General features: G+C 75.1%; 21 protein-coding genes. 11 read left to right on the top strand and 10 right to left on the bottom strand.

The genetic code is table 11. From position 1 onward, the window contains the following. Positions 1-23: 23 nt before the first annotated feature. Complete coding sequence (locus tag KSNIM_RS29945) at positions 24-887, bottom strand: PhzF family phenazine biosynthesis protein (protein WP_263106246.1); 864 nt, start codon at positions 885-887, stop codon at positions 24-26. A 296-nt stretch (positions 888-1,183) separates the two neighbouring features. Here KSNIM_RS29945 and KSNIM_RS29940 point away from each other — a divergent pair, with 296 nt between their 5' ends. Then, positions 1,184-1,396 (top strand): hypothetical protein, encoded by a 213-nt coding sequence (locus tag KSNIM_RS29940; protein ID WP_263106245.1) that lies wholly within the window; start codon positions 1,184-1,186, stop codon positions 1,394-1,396. A 145-nt stretch (positions 1,397-1,541) separates the two neighbouring features. Here the strand turns inward: KSNIM_RS29940 and KSNIM_RS29935 are convergent, their stop codons facing one another. Further along, positions 1,542-1,934 carry a RidA family protein gene (locus KSNIM_RS29935; RefSeq protein ID WP_263106244.1) on the bottom strand — a complete coding sequence of 131 codons (393 nt, stop codon included), beginning with the start codon at positions 1,932-1,934 and terminating at the stop codon, positions 1,542-1,544. Between the two features lie 73 nt (positions 1,935-2,007). On the opposite strand from KSNIM_RS29935, the gene KSNIM_RS29930 reads away from it, so the two are divergent. Then, positions 2,008-2,946, top strand: a complete 939-nt coding sequence (locus KSNIM_RS29930; RefSeq protein WP_263106243.1) for a LysR family transcriptional regulator — start codon at positions 2,008-2,010, stop codon at positions 2,944-2,946. On the opposite strand, the gene KSNIM_RS29925 is transcribed toward KSNIM_RS29930, so the two are convergent. Continuing rightward, positions 2,937-3,356 carry a VOC family protein gene (locus tag KSNIM_RS29925; RefSeq protein WP_263106242.1) on the bottom strand — a complete coding sequence of 140 codons (420 nt, stop codon included), beginning with the start codon at positions 3,354-3,356 and terminating at the stop codon, positions 2,937-2,939. The two genes, KSNIM_RS29930 and KSNIM_RS29925, sit on opposite strands and share 10 nt — an antisense overlap. 251 nt (positions 3,357-3,607) lie before the next feature. After that, the gene (locus KSNIM_RS29920; RefSeq protein ID WP_263108171.1) at positions 3,608-4,792 is read right to left on the bottom strand and encodes an ROK family protein; all 1,185 of its coding nucleotides are present in this window, start codon (positions 4,790-4,792) and stop codon (positions 3,608-3,610) included. Positions 4,793-4,980: 188 nt separating this feature from the next. On the opposite strand from KSNIM_RS29920, the gene KSNIM_RS29915 reads away from it, so the two are divergent. The 3 genes from KSNIM_RS29915 (at position 4,981) to KSNIM_RS29905 (ending at position 8,848) form a co-directional block, all read left to right on the top strand. Then, positions 4,981-6,228, top strand: a complete 1,248-nt coding sequence (locus KSNIM_RS29915; protein ID WP_263106241.1) for an MFS transporter — start codon at positions 4,981-4,983, stop codon at positions 6,226-6,228. A 505-nt stretch (positions 6,229-6,733) separates the two neighbouring features. Beyond that, positions 6,734-7,666 (top strand): NAD-dependent epimerase/dehydratase family protein, encoded by a 933-nt coding sequence (locus tag KSNIM_RS29910; RefSeq protein ID WP_263106239.1) that lies wholly within the window; start codon positions 6,734-6,736, stop codon positions 7,664-7,666. An 81-nt stretch (positions 7,667-7,747) separates the two neighbouring features. Beyond that, positions 7,748-8,848 (top strand): calcium:proton antiporter, encoded by a 1,101-nt coding sequence (locus KSNIM_RS29905; protein ID WP_263106238.1) that lies wholly within the window; start codon positions 7,748-7,750, stop codon positions 8,846-8,848. A 27-nt stretch (positions 8,849-8,875) separates the two neighbouring features. Here KSNIM_RS29905 and KSNIM_RS29900 read toward each other — a convergent pair whose 3' ends face one another. Next, positions 8,876-9,664, bottom strand: coding sequence for an acyltransferase (locus KSNIM_RS29900; RefSeq protein WP_263106237.1), 789 nt, complete (start codon positions 9,662-9,664; stop codon positions 8,876-8,878). Between the two features lie 90 nt (positions 9,665-9,754). On the opposite strand from KSNIM_RS29900, the gene KSNIM_RS29895 reads away from it, so the two are divergent. Continuing rightward, complete coding sequence (locus tag KSNIM_RS29895; protein WP_263106236.1) at positions 9,755-10,510, top strand: maleylpyruvate isomerase family mycothiol-dependent enzyme; 756 nt, start codon at positions 9,755-9,757, stop codon at positions 10,508-10,510. A gap of 33 nt (positions 10,511-10,543) precedes the next feature. On the opposite strand, the gene KSNIM_RS29890 is transcribed toward KSNIM_RS29895, so the two are convergent. Continuing rightward, positions 10,544-11,308 carry an enoyl-CoA hydratase family protein gene (locus KSNIM_RS29890; RefSeq protein ID WP_263106235.1) on the bottom strand — a complete coding sequence of 255 codons (765 nt, stop codon included), beginning with the start codon at positions 11,306-11,308 and terminating at the stop codon, positions 10,544-10,546. Between the two features lie 136 nt (positions 11,309-11,444). On the opposite strand from KSNIM_RS29890, the gene KSNIM_RS29885 reads away from it, so the two are divergent. Further along, on the top strand, positions 11,445-12,218 hold the full coding sequence (locus KSNIM_RS29885) for an ATP-grasp domain-containing protein (RefSeq protein WP_263106234.1): 774 nt from the start codon (positions 11,445-11,447) through the stop codon (positions 12,216-12,218). Between the two features lie 87 nt (positions 12,219-12,305). On the opposite strand, the gene KSNIM_RS29880 is transcribed toward KSNIM_RS29885, so the two are convergent. Further along, positions 12,306-12,485, bottom strand: a complete 180-nt coding sequence (locus tag KSNIM_RS29880) for a hypothetical protein (RefSeq protein ID WP_263106233.1) — start codon at positions 12,483-12,485, stop codon at positions 12,306-12,308. A gap of 181 nt (positions 12,486-12,666) precedes the next feature. Between KSNIM_RS29880 and KSNIM_RS29875 the strand changes: the two genes are divergently transcribed. Next, positions 12,667-13,596 (top strand): hypothetical protein, encoded by a 930-nt coding sequence (locus tag KSNIM_RS29875; protein ID WP_263106231.1) that lies wholly within the window; start codon positions 12,667-12,669, stop codon positions 13,594-13,596. Positions 13,597-13,649: 53 nt separating this feature from the next. Here the strand turns inward: KSNIM_RS29875 and KSNIM_RS29870 are convergent, their stop codons facing one another. Further along, positions 13,650-14,867 (bottom strand): MFS transporter, encoded by a 1,218-nt coding sequence (locus tag KSNIM_RS29870; RefSeq protein ID WP_263106230.1) that lies wholly within the window; start codon positions 14,865-14,867, stop codon positions 13,650-13,652. Positions 14,868-14,980: 113 nt separating this feature from the next. Here KSNIM_RS29870 and KSNIM_RS29865 point away from each other — a divergent pair, with 113 nt between their 5' ends. Together KSNIM_RS29865 and KSNIM_RS29860 are read left to right on the top strand one after the other, a co-directional pair. Further along, a complete protein-coding gene (locus tag KSNIM_RS29865) occupies positions 14,981-15,976 on the top strand; it encodes an ArsR/SmtB family transcription factor (protein WP_263106229.1) in 996 nt (331 codons plus the stop codon). Between the two features lie 140 nt (positions 15,977-16,116). Continuing rightward, positions 16,117-18,402 (top strand): glycosyl hydrolase family 18 protein, encoded by a 2,286-nt coding sequence (locus KSNIM_RS29860; protein ID WP_263106228.1) that lies wholly within the window; start codon positions 16,117-16,119, stop codon positions 18,400-18,402. A 346-nt stretch (positions 18,403-18,748) separates the two neighbouring features. Here KSNIM_RS29860 and KSNIM_RS29855 read toward each other — a convergent pair whose 3' ends face one another. Further along, a complete protein-coding gene (locus KSNIM_RS29855) occupies positions 18,749-19,948 on the bottom strand; it encodes a geranylgeranyl reductase family protein (RefSeq protein ID WP_263108170.1) in 1,200 nt (399 codons plus the stop codon). Between the two features lie 207 nt (positions 19,949-20,155). On the opposite strand from KSNIM_RS29855, the gene KSNIM_RS29850 reads away from it, so the two are divergent. Then, complete coding sequence (locus KSNIM_RS29850) at positions 20,156-21,520, top strand: dipeptidase (RefSeq protein ID WP_263106227.1); 1,365 nt, start codon at positions 20,156-20,158, stop codon at positions 21,518-21,520. Here KSNIM_RS29850 and KSNIM_RS29845 read toward each other — a convergent pair. Then, the gene (locus KSNIM_RS29845; protein ID WP_263106226.1) at positions 21,471-22,253 is read right to left on the bottom strand and encodes a DUF4184 family protein; all 783 of its coding nucleotides are present in this window, start codon (positions 22,251-22,253) and stop codon (positions 21,471-21,473) included. The two genes, KSNIM_RS29850 and KSNIM_RS29845, sit on opposite strands and share 50 nt — an antisense overlap. Positions 22,254-22,388: the final 135 nt, after the last annotated feature.

Raw genomic sequence — 22,388 nt, 5'->3', positions numbered from 1 at the left:
TGAACGGGCGGAGCGGGGGCCGGTCAGTCCTGCGGGTCGGGGATCCGGACGGCGGCGCCGCTGACCCGCACCCGCCGGTCCCCCTCCCGCAGCTCCACGCGGAGCACGCCGGGACGGCCCATGTCCTCGCCCTGGTGGAGGGTGAGGACGGCCTGTCCGAGGCCCTCCAGCTCGCTCAGGTAGGCGCCGAAGGCGGCTGCGGCGGCGCCGGTGGCCGGGTCCTCGACGACTCCGCCGACCGGGAAGGGGTCGCGGACGTGGAAGACGGTGTCGGAGACCCGGTGGACCAGCTGCACGGTGGTCAGGTCGAGCCGGGTCATCAGCCGGGCCAGCCGGTCGAAGTCGTAGGCGAGGTCGGCGAGCCGCTTGCGGGTGGCGGCGGCCAGCACCAGGTGGCGGGCGCCGGCGTAGGCGATCCGCGGCGGCAGCGTCTCGTCGAGGTCGTCGGCGCTCCAGTCGAGGGCGGCCAGAGCCTCGGCGACGTCCGCGTCGGAGACCGGCTCGACGGCGGGCTCGACGCTGGTCAGGGTGGCGACCGGCCGGCCCTCGGGGTCGGCGGCGACCTCGACCGGCACCGGGCCGGCCTTGGTCTCGAACAGCAGCGGGCCGGGGCCGATCCGTTCGGCGAGGGCGACGGCCGAGGCGATCGTGGCGTGGCCGCAGAACGGCACCTCCGCGAGCGGGCTGAAGTACCGCACCGCGAAGGCCCGCTCGCCGAGGGCGGTGAGGAAGGCCGTCTCGGAGTAGCCGAGTTCGGCGGCGACGGCGAGTTGCGTGTCGTCGTCGAGGCCGGCGGCGTCGGGCACCACTCCGGCCGGGTTGCCGCCGGCCGGGTCGGCGGTGAAGGCGGCGTAGCGCAGGACCTCGGTACCGGGGGGAAGCGTCATGCCCGGCAGAACGTGCCGGGCGGTCCGGAGATTCCCGCCGGGCCGGCCGGTCACGGCGGCCGACCGGTCCTGACCGCCGAGCCCGTCACCGGCCGCCGGACCGCCCGTCAGACCTGCTGTCGGAGCCGCCCGCGACACGGGCCGTGACACCGGCCGTGACACGGCCCGGCGGCGGGTCACCGGGGCGTAACCTCCGGTCCCCGATCCGCCATGAGAGCGAGACCCGCCTGCAAACCTGCTGTCATGACGGGCCGCCATCCTTGAGGTCAGAGGTAATCAGCCGAAAGGAACTCAGAATGAGCGACTACTCCGTCCTTGTTGCCGCCCTCGTCGAGCTGTCCGGCGAGCGCGACCTCGGCATCGGTGCGCCCGTCGCGGTGCGCGGTCACGAGGCCGACCGGCTCGCCAGCCTGGCCCGGGGCAGCAGTGAACCGCCCGCCGACCGGCCGGCCCCGCTGCTGCGGCTGCTGCGCCGGCGCACCACCGGTCGCCTCGGCCTCTCGGTGTGAGCCGCTGCGGCCGTGAGCTGCGGCGGACGGCGGCCGCGGCACGTCCCGCGATCCGCCGAGCGCCCACCTGGCCGCCTCCGCGGCGGACTCCCGCAGCGGGCTCCCCGACGACGTCCCGACAGCGCTCCCGACGGCCCGTCACCGGTCATCCGGTGGCGGGCCGCCGTGCGTCCACCTCGATCTCGATCCTCATCCGCGGGTCGGCGAGTCCGCACACCATCATGGTGGCGGCCGGGCGGACGTCGCCGAACGCGCGGCGCAGCACCGGCCAGCAGGGTTCGAAGTCCTCGCGGTCGGGCAGCAGGTAGCGCACCCGGACCACGTCGGCGAGGGTGCAGCCGGCCTCGGCGAGTGCGGCGGTGATGTTGCGCAGGCACTGCTCGGCCTGGGCGACGACGTCCTCGGCGATGGTCATGGCCGCGTAGTCGAAGCCGGTGGTGCCGGAGACGTGCACCCGGTCGCCGTCGACCACCGCCCGGGCGTACCCGATCTTTTCCTCGAAGAGCGATCCGCTGAGGATCGTCCGGCGTTCTCCCATGGCCGGGACGGTAGGCGCACCGGTGTCGATACGTCCAATACCCCGGTGGCATCGCTGTGATATCCCAGGAGATATGGAGGACCGTCCCGAGCTCGCCCTGAACCAGTTGCACGCCTTCGCCGTGCTGGCCGAGGAGTTGCACTTCGGCCGGGCCGCGGAGCGGTTGGGTGTGGCGCAGCCGCCGCTGAGCCAGCAGATCCGGCGGCTGGAGGAGCGGGTCGGCCATCCGCTGTTCGACCGGCGGCCGGGGCGGGTGGCCCTGACCGCGGCGGGCGAGGAGTTGCTGCCGGCGGCCCGGCGGGCCCTCGACGAGGTCGCGGCCGGGCTGGCGGCGGCCCGGCGGGTCGCGACGGGCGAGACGGGCCGGCTGCGGATCGGTTTCGCCGCCTCGCTGGCGCCGACCGTGCTGCCTGACCTGCTGCGCACCTTCCGCGAGCACCGGCCGGGGGTGGAGCTGGAGATCCGCGAGATGACGACGGCGCCACAGGTCGCGGCGCTGCGCGAGCGCTCCCTCGACGTGGGGTTGATGCGCGAACCTCCGGAGGATCCGGAGCTGGTGGTGGAGCCGCTCTGGTCGGAGGGGTTCGTCGCCGTCCTCCCGGCCGGGCACCGGTTGGCGGGCCGGCGGGCCGTCCCGGTGGCCGGACTGGCGGAGGAGCCGTTCGTGCTGCTGCCGCGCGACTGCGGGCCGACGGTGCACGACCGGATCGTCGGGGTGTGCCGGGAGGCCGGGTTCGAACCGCGCGTCGCCCAGCGGGCGGTGGAGTGGCAGACGGTCGCGGCGCTGGTCGGCGCGGGGCTGGGGGTGTCGCTCGCCCCGGCGGGCGTGCGCCGGGTGCGGATGCCGGGCGTGGTCCACCGTCCGATCACGCCCGGCGAGGCACGCACCGGTGTCGGGTTGGTCCACCGGCGCGGCGACCGCAGTCCGCTGGTCGCCCGCTTCACCGCCGAGGCCCGGGCCCTCGCCGGGGGCACCGCGGGGTGGCGACGGGCCGGCGCGGCTCACCCGTAGTGGCGCGCCTCCAGGACGTTGCCGTCCGGGTCGGCGAAGTAGTACGTCCGCGGGGCGGTGCCGCGGGCTCCGAACGAGTTCTCCGCGTACGGGGTCACCGGGTGCCCGCCGGCCTCCAGCCGGGACCGCAGCGCCTCGAACTCCTCCTCCGAGGTGGCCAGGCAGACGTGGTTGAGCCGGTTGCCGGCGCTGCCCTCGGCGCCCGGCGCCGCGTTGAGCTGCGGCGCGACCGTCAGCGGCACCAGGTCGATCAGCGTCCGCTCCGTCACCCGCATGCTGACGAACGGCGCGAGGCCCTTCTCGAACTCGGCCAGCCGGACCGGTTCCAGCCCCACCACGTCACGGTAGAAAGCGGCCGACCGCACCGGATCGGCCACCCACAGCACCACATGGTCCAGTTCGTACGGCATCGGCTCGCCACCCCTTCGTTCCACCCGTGCCCGACCCTCCCATCGTGCCATCGGCCGCCGCGGCCCGACCGCCGTTCCACGGTGCGGCCCGGCCCGCCGTACCACGGTGCATTCCGGCGGCCGCACGGTGCACCGGGAGACCGGGTGGCCGGCGCGGCGGAGGTCCGGCTGCCCGCCGCGGCGCAGCGGCGGGCAGCCGCGTGGACGGCCGGACCGGGCAGCACCGGGGCGGCTCCGGTCCGCGGGGGCCGTCAGCCGCGGCCGGCGTAGACCGCCTGCGGGTCGTGGAGGTAGGGCTGCCAGGCGAGTTCGGCGGCTCCGGCGAGGCCCGCGTGGTCGACCTGCGCGGGCACGATCGGGACGCGTCCGCTGCGCCCCCACAGGCAGCGGTCGGCGACCACCGCGGCGAGCCGTTCGGGCGCGGCGGCGAGCAGGTCCAGGTGGAGGCCGCTGAGCACGATCCGGTCCGGGTTGAGGATGTTGACCAGGCCGGCGAGGCCGAGGCCCAGCCGGTCGACGACGTGGGCGACGGCGTCCGCGGCGCCGGCGTCGTCGGCGGCCGAGCGGGCGAGCCGGCGGGCCTGGTCGAGGATCGGGCCGCCGGGGTCGGGGGTGCGGCCGGCGGCGACGAACAGCGCCTCCGGGTCGGTCTCGGCGTTGAGGCAGCCGCGGTTGCCGCAGACGCAGCGGCGCCCCTGCGGGTCGACCGTCAGGTGGCCGACCTCCAGGGCGAGTCCGGCACTGCCGGTGTGCAGTCGGCCGTCGATCACCAGCGCGCCGCCGACGCCGCGGTGGCCGGAGGTGACCAGCAGCAGGTGGCGGGCGTCCCGTCCGGCGCCGTGGCGGTGCTCGGCGAGCGCGGCGAGGTTGGCGTCGTTGGCGACGGCGGAGGGCAGCGGGCTGCGGGCGCGCCGGCCGAAGTCGGCGCGCTGTACCTCCTCGGCGAACAGGTCGGCCACCGGGGTGCCGCTCGGCCAGGCGAAGTGCAGGGCGGCGAGGGCGGTGCCGTCCGGTTCGGTGACGGGGTTCGGCAGGGCGAGGCCGACGCCCAGGCAGCGGCGGGTGGCGGAGCGGGCGAGCTCGGCGCCGGCCTCGGCGACGGCCCGCAGCATCCGCGCCGGGTCGGTCGCGTCCGGCAGCGGCAGGTAGCGGACCTCCTCCAGGCGGCCGCCGAGGCCCGCCAGGGCGACGCTCAGGCTGTCCGCGTGGATCTGCGCGGCGACGACGACCGGCCCGGCCGGGTTGACGGCGAGGCGGTGCGAGGGGCGGCCGCGTCCGCCGCCGGCCGGCCGGGAGTCGACGGTGATCAGCCCGAGGGACTCCAGTTCGCCGGTGACCGCGCCCGCGGTGGCCCGGGTGACGTCGAGGGCGCTGGTCAGCGCGGAGCGGGTCGGTGCCCGTCCGGTGTGGACGAGTTCCAGGGCCGGGCCCAGCAGGCTGCGGCCGCGGTCCGGCGCCGGTCGGCGGTGCTCGGCTGCGCTCCGTCCTCCGGCAGCCGTCCGGCCGGGCGGGTCGGAGGCGGCCGGAGGACGGACGTCGTCGGCGTCCGGCGCGGGTCGGCGCTGCGGCCCGGTCGGCTGCTGGGCACTTGTGGGTGAGGTCGGCACTCCTCTATTCTGACTTTGTGCCGCTACTGAACAAAACAGAAGCCCGATCCACCGCCGCCGACACCCCCACCGACCCCGCCGCGGTCCGCGCCCCGCGCACCTGGTCCGCCGCCCGACTCGCCCTCACCGCGTTCTTCGCGATCGACGGCTTCCTGTTCGCCGCCTGGGTGGTACGCATCCCGGACGTGCGCGCCCAGGTGCACGCCTCGCACAGCGCACTCGGCCTCGCCCTGCTCTGCATCTCGGCCGGCGCCGTCGCCACCATGGCCCTGGTCGGCCGGCTCTGCCTGCGGTACGGCAGCCGCCGCGTCACCGTCGGCTCCCTCGCCCTGCTGAGCCTCGCCGTGCCGCTGCCGGCGCACACCCACTCGGTGGCCGCGCTCGGCGCCGTCCTGTTGCTCTTCGGCGCCGGGTACGGCGCCGCCAACGTCAGCATGAACAGCGCCGCCGTCGACCTGGTCGCACGGCTCCGGCGCCCGGTGATGCCGAGCTTCCACGCCGGGTACAGCCTCGGCGGCCTGCTCGGCGCCGCGGTCGGCGGACTGCTCGCGGGCACGCTCAGCGCCGCCTGGGCGCTCGCCCTCGGCGGCCTGCTCGGCCTGCTGGTCACCGCGGCCGCCGGCGCCGTCCTGCTGCGCGACCCGGACGGCGGCGGGCCCGCCCCCACCGCCTCCCCCGTGCCCGGGACCGCCCAGCCGGCGACCTCGGCGCCCCGGCACGCGCGCCTGCTGGTCGTCCTGCTGGGCCTCACCGCCCTGTGCACCGCCTACGGCGAGGGCGCGCTCGCGGACTGGGCGACCCTGCACCTGACCGACGACGTGCACGCGGGCGCCGGCCTGGCCGCCGCCGGCTACGCCTCCTTCGCCTTCGCGATGACCGCCGGACGGGTCAGCGGCACCTGGCTGTCCATCAGGCTCGGCGCGACCAGGGTGATGCTCTTCGGCGGCCTCACCGCGGCCACCGGCATGCTGATCGCGGCACTCGTCCCGTCGGTGCCCGCGGCGCTCGGCGGCTTCGTCCTGGTCGGCGTCGGCCTGGCGAACATCTTCCCGCTGGCCATCGGCCGGGCCGGCGCCACCGGCGGCCCGCAGGGCGTGGCCACCGCCTCCGCCCTCGGCTACGCGGGCATGCTGATCGGCCCGCCGGTCATCGGCTTCCTCGCCGACGCGGTCGGTCTGCCGCTCGCGCTGACCAGCGTCGCCGCAGCAGCCGCCCTGGCGGGCCTCCTCGCCCTCACCGTCGGCCGCCCCGCCCGCACCGCCTGACCGTCCGCACACACCGGCACCCCCGCAGGGCCGGCCCTCCCACCCGGGACGGCCGGCCCTGCGCGCACCACCGCACACCCGCCCCGGAGCCGTGCCGCAGGCTGCGGACGCCGTGGATCCCCACACACCCACACCGCGGACGTGCGCACCGACCCGGACGATCCGCCGCACGGGGAGACCCCCGCCGGCGTCGCCCCTGCACCGCGTCGGTCGGCGGCGAGCAGGACCTCCTCGGCGACGTCCGGGTCGGGGTGGTCCTGTCAGACGGCGAGCTCGGCCCGCAGGCCGCCGGAGGTCCCGTGGTGGTGCGCCGTCAGCAGCCGCACGCCGACCAGTCCGGCCGCGGCGCCGCCGTCGGCGCGCAGCCCTTCGGTGACCCGGCGCAGCAGCGCCTCGTCCGGTCACCGGGACTGCGCGATGCCGGCCTTTCGAATCGTCATCGCGGTGCGCGTGGCAGCATGGCGGCGGAGGTGCAATCGGTTTTCGTCTGCTCCGGGAGGGGTGCGTGCGGGTCCTGGTGACGGGGGCGTTCGGTTTCGTCGGGCGGGCGGTGGTGCGGCGGCTCGCCGCGGCCGGGCACGAGGTGCGGGCGCTGAGCAGCAGCCGCACCGGGGCCGGCGGGCTGCCCGTCGCGCGGGTGTTCCGGGCGGACGTGCGGGACGCGGCGGCGCTGGCTCCCGCGGTGGCCGGGGTGGACGCGGTGTGCCACCTCGCGGCGCTCACCCGCGGCCGGGAGTCGGTGGCGGACCCGCAGGCGCACCGCGAGGTCAACCTCGGCGGCACGATCGCCCTGCTCGACGCTTTGCGCGGACGGGCCGGGGGCGGCCGGCCGCTGGTGGTGTTCGGTTCGACGGCGGCGGTGTACGGCGCGCCGGAGCGGCAGCCGATCGACGAGTCGGCGGAGCCGTCACCCGGTAGCCCGTACGGCGAGTCCAAGCTGGCGGCCGAGCGGGAGCTCGCGAACCGTGCCGCGGCCGGCGAGGTCCTCGCGGTGGTGCTGCGCTGCTTCAACGCGGCGGGCGCCGGCGACGTGGACGAGGCCCGGATCCTGCCGCGGGCGCTGGCGGTGGCCGCCGGACGGCACCCGTACCTGGAGCTGAACGGCGACGGCGGCGTCGTGCGGGACTTCGTGCACGTGGACGATGTCGCCGAGGCGTACCTGCGGGCGCTCGGGGCGCGCGAGGTGGCGGCGGCGCACGGCGGCTGCCGGGTCTACAACGTGGGGGCGACGCCGGCGAGCATGCGGCAGATCGTCGCGGCGGTGGAGCGGCTGACCGGCCGTCCGGTGCCGGTGGTGCGGCGGCCCGCGCTGCCGGAGGCGCCGCGGCTGGTGTCGGACTGCACCCGGATCGGGCGGGAGCTCGGCTGGCGGGCGGAGCGGTCGGCGCTCGACCGGCTGGTGCTGGACGCCTGGGAGGCGACCGGGGCCGGGGCCTGACGCCTCCTCCGTCGAGGCGAACTCCCGACACCCCGGCGCCGCTGCCCGGTCGGCGCCCGGCCGGGATGGGAAGCTCGACGGATGATCGACCTCATCCGCCGGGTCCTCGTCCAGTGGACCGTCGCGGTGCCGGTACTGGCGCTGGTGATGCTGGTCCTGACCTGGGGGCGCTCGCTGCCGGGCGCGCTGGTCGCCGTGGTGGCGCTGTTCCTGGCCGGGGCCGTGCTGGCCGCCGTGCACCACGCCGAGGTGATCGCCCACCGGGTGGGCGAGCCCTTCGGCTCGCTGGTGCTGGCGGTCGCGGTGACCGTCATCGAGGTGGCCCTGATCGTGACGCTGATGGTGGACGCCCCGGTGAAGAACGACACCCTCGCCCGGGACACCGTCTTCGCCGCCATCATGATCACCTGCAACGGGGTGCTGGGCCTGTCGATCCTGCTCACGGCGCTGAAGCACCGGGTCGCGGTCTTCAACGCGGAGGGCACCGGCGCCGCGTTCGCCACCATCGCCACGCTCGCCACCCTCAGCCTGGTCCTGCCGACCTTCACCACCAGCACGCCCGGCCCGCAGTTCAACACCGCGCAGCTGACCTTCGCCGGGATCGCCTCGCTCGGCCTCTACGGACTGTTCGTCACCACCCAGACGCTGCGCCACCGCGAGTACTTCCTGCCGGTCAGCGCCGAGGGCGAGCCGCTGGACGAGGACGACCACGGCGACCTGCCGAGCCGCCGGTCCGCGTGGGCCAGCCTCGGCATGCTGGCGATCGCACTGGTCTCGGTGGTCGGCCTGGCCAAGGGGGTCTCCCCCACCATCGAGTCGGCGGTCGCCGACGCGGGCCTGCCGGCCTCGGTGGTCGGTGTGGTGATCGCGCTGCTGGTGCTGCTGCCGGAGACGATCGCCGCGCTGCGCGCCGCGGCGGGCAACCGGGTGCAGACCAGCCTCAACCTGGCGCTCGGTTCCTCGCTGGCGTCCATCGGGCTGACCGTGCCCGCGGTCGCCGTGGCCTCGATCTGGCTGAGCGGGCCGCTCGTCCTCGGCCTCGGCGCCTCGCACATGGTGCTGCTGGCGCTGACCGTCGCGGTCGGGACCCTCACCGTGATCCCGCGCCGGGCGACGCCGCTGCAGGGGGCGGTGCACCTGGCGGTCCTCGCGGCCTACCTCGTCCTCGCGGTCAGCCCCTGAACGCCAGCGCCGGGCGGCCGGGAGGGCTTACTCGGCGGTGCGGGCGGCGCTCTCGTCGGCGGGCCCGGCCTGGCCGGGGATCCGCAGGTCCCAGCCGACCAGGGCGCGCAGCTGCTCGGCGGTGACGCCGTCCGGGATCGGCTGCGGCGCGTCGTGGCGCAGCGGCGGCTGCCAGCCCTCGTCCTCCGACCAGCTGCGGACGACCTTGGCGGGCGCACCGGCGACCACGCTGTGGTCGGGGATGTCGCCGCGGACGACCGCACCGGCGGCGACCACGACGTTGCGGCCGATCCTGGCGCCGGGCAGGATCACCGCGCCGGTGCCGATCCACGAACCCGCACCGATCTCCACCGGTTCGTTGCGCGGCCACTGCTTGCCGATCGGCAGGTCGGTGTCGCGGTACTCGTGCGCCTGGTCGGTGATGTAGACGTTCGGGCCGGTCCACACGTCGTCGCCGAGGACGATCGACTGGTGGCCGACGATGTGGCTGCCGCGGCCGATGACGCACCCACCGCCGATCCTGACGATCGGCTCGGGGCCGAGGTCCAGGCCGGGCAGGAAGCCGGCGGAGATGGTGACCCGCTCGCCGATGATCGAGAACGGCCCGATGGTGATCCACTGCTCGTTGAAGACCGCGCCGAGCGGGAAGGCCAGCTTGGTGCCGTCGCCGAGCTCGCCGAACCGGTACGGGCCGGGGGTGCGGTTGGTGACCGCCCCCGTCTCCTGCACCCACTTCCACGCCCGGTGCACGACGTGTCCGGCGGCGCGGCGGCCCCTGAGGCGGGCGGCGGCGAGGAGGGTACGGGCGGTCGGCATGCGATCACCGTATCGGGCGGGCGCCCCCGGCGAGGCGCCGGGCGATCAACATCACACCGGGCCCGCGCCGGGCCTGGCAGACTCGCGCCCATGGAGATTCCCGAGCTCGTCGACGTCCTGCGCAACGAGGGCGCGCTGCTGGCCGACACCGCCGCCGGGACGCCGCTGGACGCCCCCGTTCCGACCTGCCCGGACTGGCGGCTGCGCGACCTGGTCCTGCACACCGGGCAGGTGCACCGCTGGGCCACCGCCCACGTCAAGGGCGGCCTGACCCGGCCGCTGGACGGGGCCGGCCAGCAGGCGGCCTGGGGCCCGGCGCCCGCCGACGCGGACCTGGTGGAGTGGTTCCGCACCGGGCACGCCGACCTGGTGGCCGTCCTCCGGTCCGCCCCCGCCGACCTGGAGTGCTGGAGCTTCCTGCCGGCGCCCTCCCCGCTCGCGTTCTGGGCCCGCCGCCAGCTGCACGAGACCACCGTGCACCGGGTGGACGCGGAGGCCGCCGCCGGAACCGCCGCGCGCCGGGTCGTCCCGGCCGTCGCCGCGGACGGCCTGGCCGAACTGCTGACCGGCTTCCTTCCCCGGCCCAAGTCCCGGCTGCGCAGCGGGACGCCGCGCACCCTGGCCGTCCGGCCCACCGACCGGCCGGAGAGCTGGCTGGTGACGGTCGGTCAGGAGCCGCCGCAGGTGGTGCCGGGCGCAGGGCCCGCCGACTGCACCGTCAGCGGCCCCGCGCACGACCTCTACCTGCTCCTGTGGAACCGCCGCGAGGCGGACGCCGCGACGGTCTCCGGCGACGGCTCGCTGCTGGACCTCTGGCGGACGGGCGCCGCCGTCAACTGGAGCTGACGGCAGCGCTGCCCCGCACCGGCCCCCTGCCGGCTACTGCGCCCAGGGGGCCGGGCGGCGCTCCAGGAAGGCCCGCATGCCCTGCTGCGCCTCCTCCGAGCCGAACAGCCGCGCGGACTGCGCGACCCGCTCGTCGGCGTCCCGCTCGAAGGAGTCCACCACGGCCGCGTTCGCCAGTCGCTTGGACTCGGCGAGGCCCTGCGGCGAGCCCTGCCGGACGGCGTCCAGCAGCACCTTCAACGCGCCGGCGACGTCCTCGGTCGCCTCGGTGATCAGGCCGATCCGGGCCGCCTCGGCCGGGCCGAAGGTCTCACCGGTCAGGTAGTAGCGGGAGGCGGCCCGCGGGTCCAGCTTGGGGCGCAGCGGCAGCGAGATCACCGCGGGCGCGAGGCCGAGGCGTACCTCGGTGAAGGCGAAGGTCGAGGCGGGGCCGGCGATCGCGATGTCCGCGGCGCCGAGCAGGCCGAGGCCGCCCGCCCGGGCGTGCCCGTCGATCGCGGCGATCACCGGCTTGGGGCAGTCGACGACCGCCCGCTGGATGTCCACCAGGCCGCGCGGGCCCACCGTCGGGTCGCTGCCGGTGGCCTCGGAGAGGTCGGCGCCGGCGCAGAACACCTTGCCGGTGTGGCCGAGCACCACCGCCCGGACGGCCGGGTCGGCCGCGGCCTCGGTGAGGCCCTTCACCAGCTCCGCCATCAGGCGGGTGGAGAGGGCGTTGCGGTTGTGCGGGGAGTCGAGTTCGAGGGTCGTCACCGCATCGGCGGTGGTGATGCGGACGAGAGGGCTCTCGCTGGTCATCGTGGATGGCCTGCTTTCCGGCTGAGGGTGGGTCGGACGCTCGGGAGGACTCTGGCACGCCGACCGTCCGGTCGGCCAGTACGACCCGGGAAATCCGCTGGCAGCGGCGGGTGCGGCTGCGCCAGCATGACGACCCATGACGCTCCTCCTGCTCGCCCCGCGGATCAACGAGACCGGTCTGCAACTGCTCACCTCCGCCCGCCGCCGAGGGCTGCGGGCGCACACCGCCGTCCGCTGGGAGGTCCCGGAGGAGCTCGCCGGCCTGCGGCCCGCGCACCTGTACGGCGGGCCGCTGTTCGCCGACGCGGCCGCCGGGGCGCTGGAGGTCGCACCGCTGGAGCCGCCGGCCGACTGGCTGGCCACGCTGCCCGCCGAACTGCTCGGCCGCAGGGTGGAGTGCACCACGCTCGCCGAGGCCCGCCGGCTGCGCCGCCCCGCCTTCCTCAAGCCGCCGGTCGACAAGCTCTTCCCGGCCCGGGTCTACCCGGACGGCAGCGGACTTCCCGGCCCGGACGCCCTCGACGACGACACCCTCGTGCAGATCAGCGACGTGGTGGCGTTCGCCTCCGAGTACCGGCTGTTCGTCCTGGACGGCGAGGTGCGGACGGCGAGCCGGTACGCCGTGGACGGCAACCTCGCCGTCTCCCCGGAGGTCGCCCCCGAGGTGCTCGCCTTCGCCGCCGACGCCCTGACCGCCGGCGGCCTGCCGAGCGCCGCCGTTGTCGACGTCGGCCGGCTCACCGACGGCACCTGGGCCGTGGTCGAGGCCAACCCGGCCTGGGCGAGCGGCGGCTACGCCTGCGACCCCGAGCACGTCCTCGACGTCGTCCTCCGCGCCGCCGGGCCCACCACCGCCGTCACCCCCGCCGACCGCCCCTACACCCGCCCGATCCCCGAGGTCGTCCGCTAGCGGGGGTGCGGTGCTGCCGGGACGAGGCGGTACGTGGGACAGGCGGGAAGCGGCGGTCGCCACGGTTCCGGGCCGAGCCCGGCCGCATCAGCGCTCTTCCGAGCGGCGGAGCAGCACGGCCAGCGTGGCTCGCGCCTCGCGGCGCCGCGCAGCACTCCGCGCGAAGGTCGATGCCAGGGCGGTGACCGAGACGGTGGCGGCGTAGGCCGCACCTGCCCATCCGATCAGAGCAGAGCCGCCGGCCAGAACGTCGTGCAGGAGTGGCATGGGAGAAGCCTCCGGTGGTGCGGTGCTGGATCACTGACAGCACCGTTGTGTCACGTCCCGATGCGTCCAGCGACCGCCGAGGGGGCCGCCCATGACCAAATCCGCTGCTCCGATGCCTTTCTGACGACCTTTCCAGGGGTATGGATCGCTGGAACCGTCGCTGGAAAACCGAGGGCACATCATGGGCAACGAGCAAGCGGCCAAGCGATTCTGGACCGAGCTGCGCGATCTCTGGGAGGCCGCCGGCCGCCCGCCGTTGAAGGCGCTCGTCAGGATCGGCGAGCGAGAGCAGCCACCCGTCACCGTCTCCGACGCGACCCTGAGCAGTTGGCTGACCGCGGTGTCCGTGCCCGGCCCCAGGTCCTCCGCCTACTTCCGGCTGCTAGTACGTCGGCTCCACGAGGATGCCGGGCGGGTCCACACCGTGGCCTTCGATCGAGGCTGGGAGCGGTTGCTGACGGATGCCGTGGCCGAGCGGAAGGCGAAGCAAGGCCGTCCGTCGACCACCGCTACCGTGGCTGCCCAGGCCCGGCCCGCGCCGGCGGCGCCGAGCAACCGTCCGTTGCTGTATTTCCGCGCCGGCTGCAGCGCGGGCTGGAAACTCACCATGGTCCCCGTGGGGGACGAAGCGAGTTCCGACACGCGACTGGCCGAATTCCTCGGCGTGCTCGGCAACTTGGGCTTCTCCGCCGCCGAGCTCGCTCCGCTCCACGAGCTCACGCAGCGCATCCGGACCGCCGAGTCCAAGGAGGAACTGACCCGGCTCCTCTACGCGTTCTCGGACGCCGTCGGCGCGATCGGCGATCTGGCCCGGCAGCGCGCGACCTCGGGGGAGTTCATCTGGTTCACGCTCGGCCGCCTGCTGTACACGATCTGCTTCATTGCGGTCGGTACGTGGCCGGACGAGGAAGGGCGGGAGCTTGCCGAACTGCGCAGTGAGCTCTTCGAGCTGGGTGATCTGCTCGACGGCCCCGACCGCCTCGTGTCGGCGATCCGGAGCTACGCCACGATGCCGCTGCCCACTACAGCGCGTGAGAACATCGCGACCCGGCTGGACCTGCTCGACCAGGCCTGCACCGCCCATCTCTCTCCGTACGGCCCCACTGAGTGACCGCGAGTACACCCCCGAGCGGCGCCGGCCGACCCGGGGGTGCCCACAGCTCCTCAGGCGGCTGCTGCTGCCGTGGCGGCCTTGCGGCGGAGCGCCCAGGCCACGGCCGGGACCATCGCTGCGCTCGCCGCGGCGAAGAGGACGGCGAGGGCGGCCCAGCCGAGGGCGCCGTGGCCGATGACGGCGGTGGTGATCAGGACCGGTCCGAGCATCATCGCCGCGGAGAACCCGGTGTTGAAGACGCCCTGGTACTCGCCGTGCGCGCCCTCCTCCGCGAGGTCGTAGCCGAGGGCCCAGCCGGCCGCCTGGCCGAGCACCTCGCCGAGGGCCTGCAGCGAGGCACCGGCCAGCAGCACCAGCACCGCACCCCACGCGGGCAGCCCGCCGGCGAGGGCGAAGGCGGCGCAGGAGAGCGCGACGAGCAGGCCGCCGCGGCGGAAGATCCGGGCGGCGGCGGCCGGCTCCTCGGTGCCGCAGGTGGCCCGCACCTGCAGGGCGACGACGAGGATCGTGTTGACGACGAGCGTGCAGGCGACGAGGACCCGCGGCGCCTCGGTGCGGTCGACGATCCACAGCGGCACGCCGACCTCGATCATGGCGAACTGCAGGCCGAGGAGGCCGCTGAGTCCGGCGACGACGAGGTAGGGCACGTTGCGCAGGGCGGAGCCGGTCCGCTGCCCCGGCTCGTCCGCGGTGCCGCGCGGTCCGGCCTGCGGGGTGGGCAGCAGGGCGTACATGGCGAGGACCGCGGCGAAGGTGGCGACGTCGGCGAGGATCGCGGCGGTGTAGGCGCCGCGGGTGTCCGCGACGAGGACGAGCGCGGCGACTCCGGTGCCGACCCCGATGCCGACGTTGGTGACGACGCGGAGGTAGGCGCGGCCGGCGACCCGGCGGTCGGGCGGCAGGACCTCGGCGTACAGGGCGTTGCGGACGGTCGCGGTGCCGCGGTCGGTGGCGGTGACGGCGCAGGCGAGCAGCACGAAGGCGGTGAAGCCGGACACCAGCGGGTAGCAGGCGGTGCCGACGGCCTCGGCGCCGACCAGGGCGAGCAGGACGGGCTTGGTCCCCCAGCGGTCCGCGGCGCGGCCGGCCGGCACGCCGACCAGGACGCCGCAGAGCCCTGCCGCGGTCAGGCCGATGCCGACCTGGGCGGCGGGCAGGCCCAGCATCCGGGTGAAGTACAGCGCGCCCAGGGTCATGAAGAGTCCGTTGCCGAGCGTGTTCACCAGGGTGATGACGGCGAGCCTGCGGACCGTCGGGTCGGGGTGCAACAGGCGTGAGGATGCCCGGGACGCGGCAGGCGCCCCCGTGGAGGTCGTGGTCATGGCATCATCGCACCGCATGCGGATCAGTCGCCGGTATTGATTTAGCCCGGAGCTGACGAATGGGGGATCACGTGCACCGTTTCCGGCTGGGCCTGGAGGACCTCGCGGCGGCCTCCTTCGCCTGCTCACCGCTGCAGGAGACGGTGCTCAGCCTGCGGATGTGGACGCACCCGGGGGCGTACGTCCACCAGACGCCGGTCTTCGAGGGGATCCGGCCGGCGTTCGAGCGGCTGCCCTGCGGACCGCTGCTCCGCTCGCTGGTCGCCTCCAACCGCTACGTGCCGGACTTCCTGACCCCGCGGCCGAGCACGCCCTTCCCCGAGTTCCCGGCCGAGATCGCCCTCGTCCGGGCGGTCGCGCCGGAACGGCTGCGCGGGGAGCTGGAACGCACCTTCCTGCCGCACGACCGGCGGCTGCCGCCGCCGCTGGCGAACGGGCTGGCCGATCCGGCCGGGCTGCTCGCCCGGATCGCCGACGCGCTGGAGGCGTACTGGACGCACTGCCTGGCGCCGCAGTGGTGGCCGCGGGCCCGGTCGGTGCTGCACGCCGACATCGTGCACCGCTCCCGGGTCCTGGCGGAGCGCGGCGCGGCGGCACTGTTCGAGGACCTGGACCCGCGGCTGCTCTGGCAGGACGGCGTGCTGACGATCCGCCGGGACTGGTGCGACGGCGACACCGACATCGAGGTGGGCGGCCGCGGGCTGGTCTTCACCCCGACCTTCTTCGCCCGTGGCGCCATCACCAACATCAGCGACGAGCACCCGCCGGTGATCAACTATCCGGCGCGCGGGCAGCGGACCATGGCCGGCCCGGCCGCGCCGCCGCCCACCCGGCGGGCCCTGGAGCAGCTGGTGGGGGTGCCCAAGGCGCGGCTGCTGACGATGCTGGACGAGCCGACCAGCACCACCGAGCTGGCCCGGCGGCTCGGCGTAACCCCGGGCGCGGTCAGCCAACACCTCGCGGTGCTCTCCGAGACCCGCCTGGTCAGCCGGGCCCGGCACGGCCGGGTGGTGCTGTACGCGCGCAGCCCGCTCGCCGACGAGCTGCTCCGCTAGTTCCCGACAGCAGTTCCCGACAGATCGTCAACTCATGGGCGCAGCCGCCCTGTTGACCCGATTGGTCCATACCACCTACAGTCGTCGACGGCTTCCCGGCACCCCTGTACGGCACCCCCACACCAGACAGGGAGACCACCATGCACGTCCGGTCGCCACGGCGCGCCAGGGCCAGGATCACCGCCCTGCTCGCCGTGCTCGCACTGCCGCTCGCCCTGCTCGCCGCGGCCCCGGCGCACGCCGCCGGCCGCCTCACCGCGAGCTTCACCAGCGCCGACAACGGCTCCTGGTGGAAGGGCACCTTCGTCGTCCGCAACGACAACGCCACCGCCGTCACCGGCTGGACCCTCGAGTTCGACCTGCCCGCCGGGGTGACGGTCTCCAGCAGCTACAACGGCCAGGCCACCGTCACCGGCCGGCACGTCACGGCCGTCAACGCCTACTACAACGGCACCGTGCAGCCGCACGCCACCACCGAGCCGTACAGCTTCTGGTTCGTCGCCAACGGCCCGATCGGCACCCCCACCGGCTGCCGGATCAACGGCGACAAGTGCGACGGCAGCGCCGACGCCCCGCCCGGCGCGCCCGGTACCCCGCAGGTCACCGACACCACCGCGCACACCGTCGCCCTGAGCTGGCCCGCCGCCGGCGCCGGGGACTTCCCGGTCGCCTCCTACGAGGTGCTGAACGGCTCGACCGTGCTCGGCACCTCGGCCACCACCTCGGCCACCCTGACCGGCCTCACCCCGGCGACCGCGTACACGCTCACCGTGCGCGCCAAGGACACCCGCGGCACCACCGGCCCGCTCAGCCCCGCGGTGACCGCCCGGACGGTCGACCCGGCGAGCGACACCGTGCCGCCCACCGCGCCGACCGCTCTCCACAGCACCACCGTCACCTCCAGCAGCGTCGCCCTGGCCTGGACGGCCGCCACCGACAACCAGCGGGTCGCCGCCTACGACGTGTACCGCGACGGCGTGCTCACGCAGACCGTCACCGGCACCACCGCCACCGTCGCCGGCCTCTCCCCCGCCACCGCCTACGGCTTCACCGTCCGCGCCCGGGACGCCGCCGACAACGCCTCACCGGCCACCCCGGTGCTGAACGTCACCACCGCCGACCTCGTCGGCCCCGGCACATACGCCCGGGTCGGCTACTTCACCCAGTGGGGCATCTACGGTCGCCAGTACTTCGTGAAGAACCTCGACACCTCGGGCAGTGCCGCCAAGCTCGACGTGATCAACTACGCCTTCGAGAACATCGACCCGGTCAACCTGACCTGCCTGGCCGGCGTCACCAAGGGCACCACCGCCAACCCGCAGGACCCGGACCAGGGCACCGGCGCGGGCGACGCGGACGCCGACTACTCCCGCCCGTTCAGCGCCGCGCAGTCCGTCGACGGGGTCGCCGACGACGGCTGGGCCCCGCTGCGCGGCAACCTCAACCAGCTGAAGAAGCTCAAGGCCAAGTACCCGAACCTCAAGGTGGTGGTCTCGCTCGGCGGCTGGACCTACTCCAAGTACTTCTCGGACGCGGCCGCCACCGACGCCTCCCGCAAGAAGCTCGTCTCCTCCTGCATCGACGTCTGGATCAAGGGCAACCTGCCGCTCTACAACGGCGCGGGCGGCCAGGGCACCGCCGCCGGGATCTTCGACGGCATCGACCTCGACTGGGAGTGGCCCGGCTCGCCCGACGGCCACGCCGGCAACCACTGGTCGGCGAACGACAAGGCCGACCTGACCGCGCTGCTCGCCGAGTTCCGCACCCAGCTGGACGCCCTCGGCGGCCCGCACCGGCTGCTCACCGCCTTCACCCCCGCCGACCCCGCCAAGATCGCCCAGGGCTGGGACCTGTCCAAGATCTTCCGGTCCCTCGACATCGCCAACGTGCAGGGCTACGACTTCCACGGCGCCGGCAGCGACAACTCCTGGGAACCGAACCGCACCGGCCACCAGGCCAACCTCCACACCGACGCCCAGGACCCGTACGGCTTCCACTTCTCGGTGGAGTCGGCCGTGCAGACCTACCTGGACGCCGGAGTCAACCCGCGCAAGCTGACCATCGGCCTGCCCTTCTACGGCCGCGGCTGGCAGAACGTCACCGACGGCGGGGCGAACGGCGAGTGGCAGGCCGCGGGCGGCGCGGCCCCCGGCCAGTTCGCCGAAGAGGCCGGCACCCGCGGGTACAACAACCTGCTCACCAGCGTGCCCAACCTGACGGTCCGCCACGACGAGCAGTCGGTCTCCACCTACGGCTACACCGGCGCCGGCGGCCAGTGGTGGACCTTCGACGATCCCTGGTCGATCGGCAAGAAGACCGCCTGGCTGAAGTCCAAGGGCCTGCTCGGCGCGATGATCTGGGAAATGTCCGGCGACACCCCGTCCGGCGCCCTGATCACCGCCCTCGACACCGGCCTCAAGCAGTAGCCCGGTCACCAGCCCAGGGAAGCCGCCAGGGGCGCAGGAACCGGCGGGTACACCCACAGGGGCGCGGGGAACTGCGCGACCCGAGACCGGGCCACCGCACGAGGTCAGGCCCACCCGAGTCCGCAACAGCTCCCCGCGCCCCTCAGTCCCTACCGCCCCGCACGGTACTCCCGCAGACCACCGCCAGGCCCCCGGCGAACACTCACAGAGGCGCAGGAACCGGCGGGTACACCCACAGGGGCGCGGGGAACTGCGCGACCCGAGACCGGGCCACCGCACAAGGTCAGGCCCACCCGAGTCCGCAACAGCTCCCCGCGCCCCTCGAACACGCATCTCCGGCCGGAGGCTACCGCCCCGCGACCGCCGCCAGCTTCCGCGCCGCCCGGTGCTCCCGCATCACCTGCGCGAACGTGGTGTGCCCCTGCGTGGTCCGGGCGAAGGCCCGCCACGCGGGGGTCACCAGGCACACCGCCGCGTGGAACAGGTGCGGACGGCGCTCGAACGCGCCGAGCATGACCTTGCCGGCCCGCATCTCCACGCCCAGCCCCGCCTTGATCGCGAAGGCGTAGTTGAGCGCCTGCCGCCGCACGTCCGCGTTGCCCTCGGCCTCGGCGACCTTCACCGCCCACTCGCCCGCCAGCCGGCCGGACCGCAGGGCGTACGAGATGCCCTCGCGGGTCCACGGCTCCAGCAGGCCGGCCGCGTCGCCGGCCACCAGCACCCGCCCGCGGGAGAGCGGGGAGTCCTCGGCACGGCAGCGCGTCAGGTGGCCGGACTCGATGCTCGGCTTGAACCCGGAGAGGCCCAACTGCCGGATGTACTCGGCCAGGTACTGCTTGGTGCGCTCACCGTCGCCGCGCGCCGAGATGACGCCGACGGTCAGCGTGCCCGAGTCGGTCTTCGGGAACACCCAGCCGTACGAGCCGGGCAGCGGGCCCCAGTCGAGGTGGATCCGGCCGGCCCAGGCCCGGGAGACCTCCTCCGGCACCGGGATCTCCGCCTCCAGGCCGAGGTCGATCTGGTCGAAGGAGACCCCGACGTGGCGGCCGATCCGACTGGCGGAGCCGTCGGCGCCGACCACCGCGCGGGCCTCGATCCGGCGGCCGTCGGCGGTGGTGACGAACACCGTGCGGCGGTCGCCCACCTGCTCGATGCCGGTCGCGGTGACGCCGGTGACCAGCACCGCGCCGGCCTGCTCGGCGGCCTGCACCAGGCGCAGGTCGAACTCGTCGCGGTTGACGAGGCCGAACAGCATCCGCTTGGAGCGGCGGGTCCGGGTGAAGCGGCCGCCGAGGGCGAAGGTGACGGCGTGGATGCGGTCCTGCAGCGGCAGCTTGAAGTCCGGCGGGAGGGTGTCCCGGGAGGGGCCGATGATGCCACCGCCGCAGGTCTTGTAGCGGGGGTGCTCGGCCTTGTCGAGGAGCAGCACCCGGCGGCCCTGGGCGGCTGCGGCGTACGCGGCCGAGGAGCCGGCCGGGCCTGCGCCGACCACGACCACGTCCCAGACGCCGCCGAGCGGGTCGGGCCCGGTGGCCTCCAGGTCCACGGCGGTCTGGTCGGAGGCCGCGGGAACGGCCTCGTGCCCGACGGCCTCGTGCTCGTCGGAGTGCGGGTCGAGGGAGCTACCGGTGTCAGTCACGATCGCATCCTAGACCCGTCCGCCACCGCCGCGACCAGGGATGACGCGGGTCACGGCGAGGCGCCAACCTATGATCGGACAAATCACCCGCACCTCGTCAACAGGAGACACCTGATGACCCAGCAGCACCTGGCGGCGGCAGTCCGATCCCTGATGCCGCGCGCCAAGGCCGACCTGGCCGAGCTGGTCGCCTTCCCGTCCGTCGCCGACCCCCGGCAGTTCCCGGTCGAGGAGTGCCGGAAGGCCGCCCGCTGGGTCGCCGACGCGCTCGCCGCCGAGGGACTCACCGGCGTGCGGCTGCTGGACACCCCGGACGGTACGCAGTCCGTCTACGCCGAGCTCCCCGGCCCGGCCGGCGCCCCGACCGTGCTGCTGTACTCGCACTACGACGTCCAGCCGCCGCTGGACGAGGCCGCCTGGCTCAGCCCGCCCTTCGAGCTGACGGAGCGTGACGGTCGCTGGTACGGCCGCGGCGCCGCCGACTGCAAGGGCAACATCCTCATGCACCTCACCGCACTGCGGGCGCTGCGCGCGGTCGACGGCGGCCTGCCGGTCGGCCTCAAGGTGATCGTCGAGGGCTCCGAGGAGCAGGGCACCGGCGGCCTGGAGCGCTATGCAGAGGCTCACCCGGAGCTGCTCACCGCCGACGTGATCGTCATCGGCGACACCGGCAACTTCGCGCCCGGCCTGCCCACCGTCACCGCCAGCCTGCGCGGGATGACGGTGGTCGAGGTCGCCCTCACCACCCTGGGCGGCAACCTGCACTCCGGTGCCTTCGGCGGCGCCGCCCCGGACGCCCTGCAGGCCATGGTCCGGCTGCTCGGCACCCTGCACGACGAGCACGGCGACGTCGCTGTGGCGGGCCTGACGGCCGACCAGGTCTGGCCGGGCGTGCAGTACGACGAGGAGCAGTTCCGGGCGGACGCCAAGGTCCTGGACGGCGTCGGGCTGACCGGCACCGGCACCGTCGCCGACCGGCTGTGGGCCCGCCCCTCGGTCACCGTCCTCGGCATCGACGCCCCGCCGGTGATCGGCGCCACCTCCTCCGTCCAGGCCGCCGCCAAGGCCCTGGTCAGCCTGCGCATCCCGCCGGGCATGGAGCTCAAGGCCGCCCAGCAGGCGCTGACCGCCCACCTGGAGGCTGCGGTGCCGTGGGGCGCGCACGCCACCGTCACGGTGCTCAGCGGCGGCGAGGCGTTCAGCGCCGACACCACCGGCCCGGCGTACGAGGCGATGGGCGAGGCCATGCAGGAGGCCTTCGGCCGCGCGATGGTCACCTCCGGCGAGGGCGGCTCGATCCCGCTCTGCAACACCCTGCGCACGCTCTACCCGCAGGCCGAGATCATCCTGATCGGCGTGGAGGAGCCGACCACCCAGATCCACGCGGTGAACGAGAGCGTCGACCCCGAGGAACTGGAGCGGATGGCCCTCACCGAGGCGCTCTTCCTGCGCGCCTACGCCCGGCTGCGCTCGGCCTGACGCACCGCCACCCGGTCCCGGGTGCCGTCCCGCCGGACGGCACCCGGGCCCGGACCGCGGACAGCACCGCGTACGCCGTCGCCCCGACCGCCAGACCGGCCCCCGCGCCGAAGCAGAACTCCGGGACCACCGAGCGCTGCCGCCGGGCCAGCCGGTGCACCGCCCCGACGGCCGCAGCCGCCACCAGACCCACCGCCGCCCGGCCCGGCTCCCGCACGGGCGGCTCCCGGCGCACCCGCGCCCGCAGCACGGCCAGGCCCAGCAGCGACGTCCCGTACTGCAGCACCGTGCAGAGCGGCAGCCCCGCCGCCACCGGCCGGCCCAGCACCGGAAACGCCCGCACCCCGGCCCGCCCCGGATGGGTGAACGAGTCCCAGAGCACATGGCTCGCCGCCCCGACCGCCGCCGACAGCACGAACGCACCGGCCCCGGCGGCACCCCGCGGCAGCGGCCCCTCCGCCGGCACCGGCCACAGCCCGGTCAGCGGCTCCCGCAGCAGGCCGTGCCAGGCCGCGACCATCCCCGCCGCGAGCCCCGCGTCCACGGTCGGCACGGCCCACCAGCGGTGCGTGATCGCCCCGTACCGGTAGACGCCCGGCAGCAGGGAGTCGGCGAAGAACGGCACGTCGGGCGCCATCGACCCCGCCACCAGACCGGACGCCACCCACACCCCACCGTCGCCCCGCCCGATCAGGGGCACCACCGCCGCAACATGGCTCAACGTGAACGGCATCCCTCCATCCTCCCCGCCGGGGCGACCGCCAGCGCGTGCAGCGCCGGGACGGGCCCTCCCGGCAGCGCGAACCGGCACCATCGCGCCCGCCCCGGGGCAGCCCCACCACCCCCGCACTCCCACACGCCCGGCCCG

The sequence above is a fragment of the Kitasatospora sp. DSM 101779 genome (assembly GCF_025655475.1).
In the GTDB taxonomy this organism is placed as follows: domain Bacteria; phylum Actinomycetota; class Actinomycetes; order Streptomycetales; family Streptomycetaceae; genus Kitasatospora.
The sequence above is the reverse complement of the archived record's forward strand: the minus strand, read 5'-3'. Positions and strand labels throughout refer to the sequence as shown.

Coding starts and splice junctions, on each gene's coding strand:
- KSNIM_RS29880 (WP_263106233.1), bottom strand. CDS start 12,485: ATGCCACTCCTGCACGACGTTCTGGCCGGCGGCTCTGCTCTGATCGGA.
- KSNIM_RS29845 (WP_263106226.1), bottom strand. CDS start 22,253: ATGCCGTTCACGTTGAGCCATGTTGCGGCGGTGGTGCCCCTGATCGGG.
- KSNIM_RS29875 (WP_263106231.1), top strand. CDS start 12,667: ATGGGCAACGAGCAAGCGGCCAAGCGATTCTGGACCGAGCTGCGCGAT.
- KSNIM_RS29885 (WP_263106234.1), top strand. CDS start 11,445: ATGACGCTCCTCCTGCTCGCCCCGCGGATCAACGAGACCGGTCTGCAA.
- KSNIM_RS29895 (WP_263106236.1), top strand. CDS start 9,755: ATGGAGATTCCCGAGCTCGTCGACGTCCTGCGCAACGAGGGCGCGCTG.
- KSNIM_RS29890 (WP_263106235.1), bottom strand. CDS start 11,308: ATGACCAGCGAGAGCCCTCTCGTCCGCATCACCACCGCCGATGCGGTG.
- KSNIM_RS29925 (WP_263106242.1), bottom strand. CDS start 3,356: ATGCCGTACGAACTGGACCATGTGGTGCTGTGGGTGGCCGATCCGGTG.
- KSNIM_RS29930 (WP_263106243.1), top strand. CDS start 2,008: ATGGAGGACCGTCCCGAGCTCGCCCTGAACCAGTTGCACGCCTTCGCC.
- KSNIM_RS29935 (WP_263106244.1), bottom strand. CDS start 1,934: ATGGGAGAACGCCGGACGATCCTCAGCGGATCGCTCTTCGAGGAAAAG.
- KSNIM_RS29940 (WP_263106245.1), top strand. CDS start 1,184: ATGAGCGACTACTCCGTCCTTGTTGCCGCCCTCGTCGAGCTGTCCGGC.
- KSNIM_RS29860 (WP_263106228.1), top strand. CDS start 16,117: ATGCACGTCCGGTCGCCACGGCGCGCCAGGGCCAGGATCACCGCCCTG.
- KSNIM_RS29850 (WP_263106227.1), top strand. CDS start 20,156: ATGACCCAGCAGCACCTGGCGGCGGCAGTCCGATCCCTGATGCCGCGC.
- KSNIM_RS29945 (WP_263106246.1), bottom strand. CDS start 887: ATGACGCTTCCCCCCGGTACCGAGGTCCTGCGCTACGCCGCCTTCACC.
- KSNIM_RS29865 (WP_263106229.1), top strand. CDS start 14,981: ATGGGGGATCACGTGCACCGTTTCCGGCTGGGCCTGGAGGACCTCGCG.
- KSNIM_RS29900 (WP_263106237.1), bottom strand. CDS start 9,664: ATGCCGACCGCCCGTACCCTCCTCGCCGCCGCCCGCCTCAGGGGCCGC.
- KSNIM_RS29905 (WP_263106238.1), top strand. CDS start 7,748: ATGATCGACCTCATCCGCCGGGTCCTCGTCCAGTGGACCGTCGCGGTG.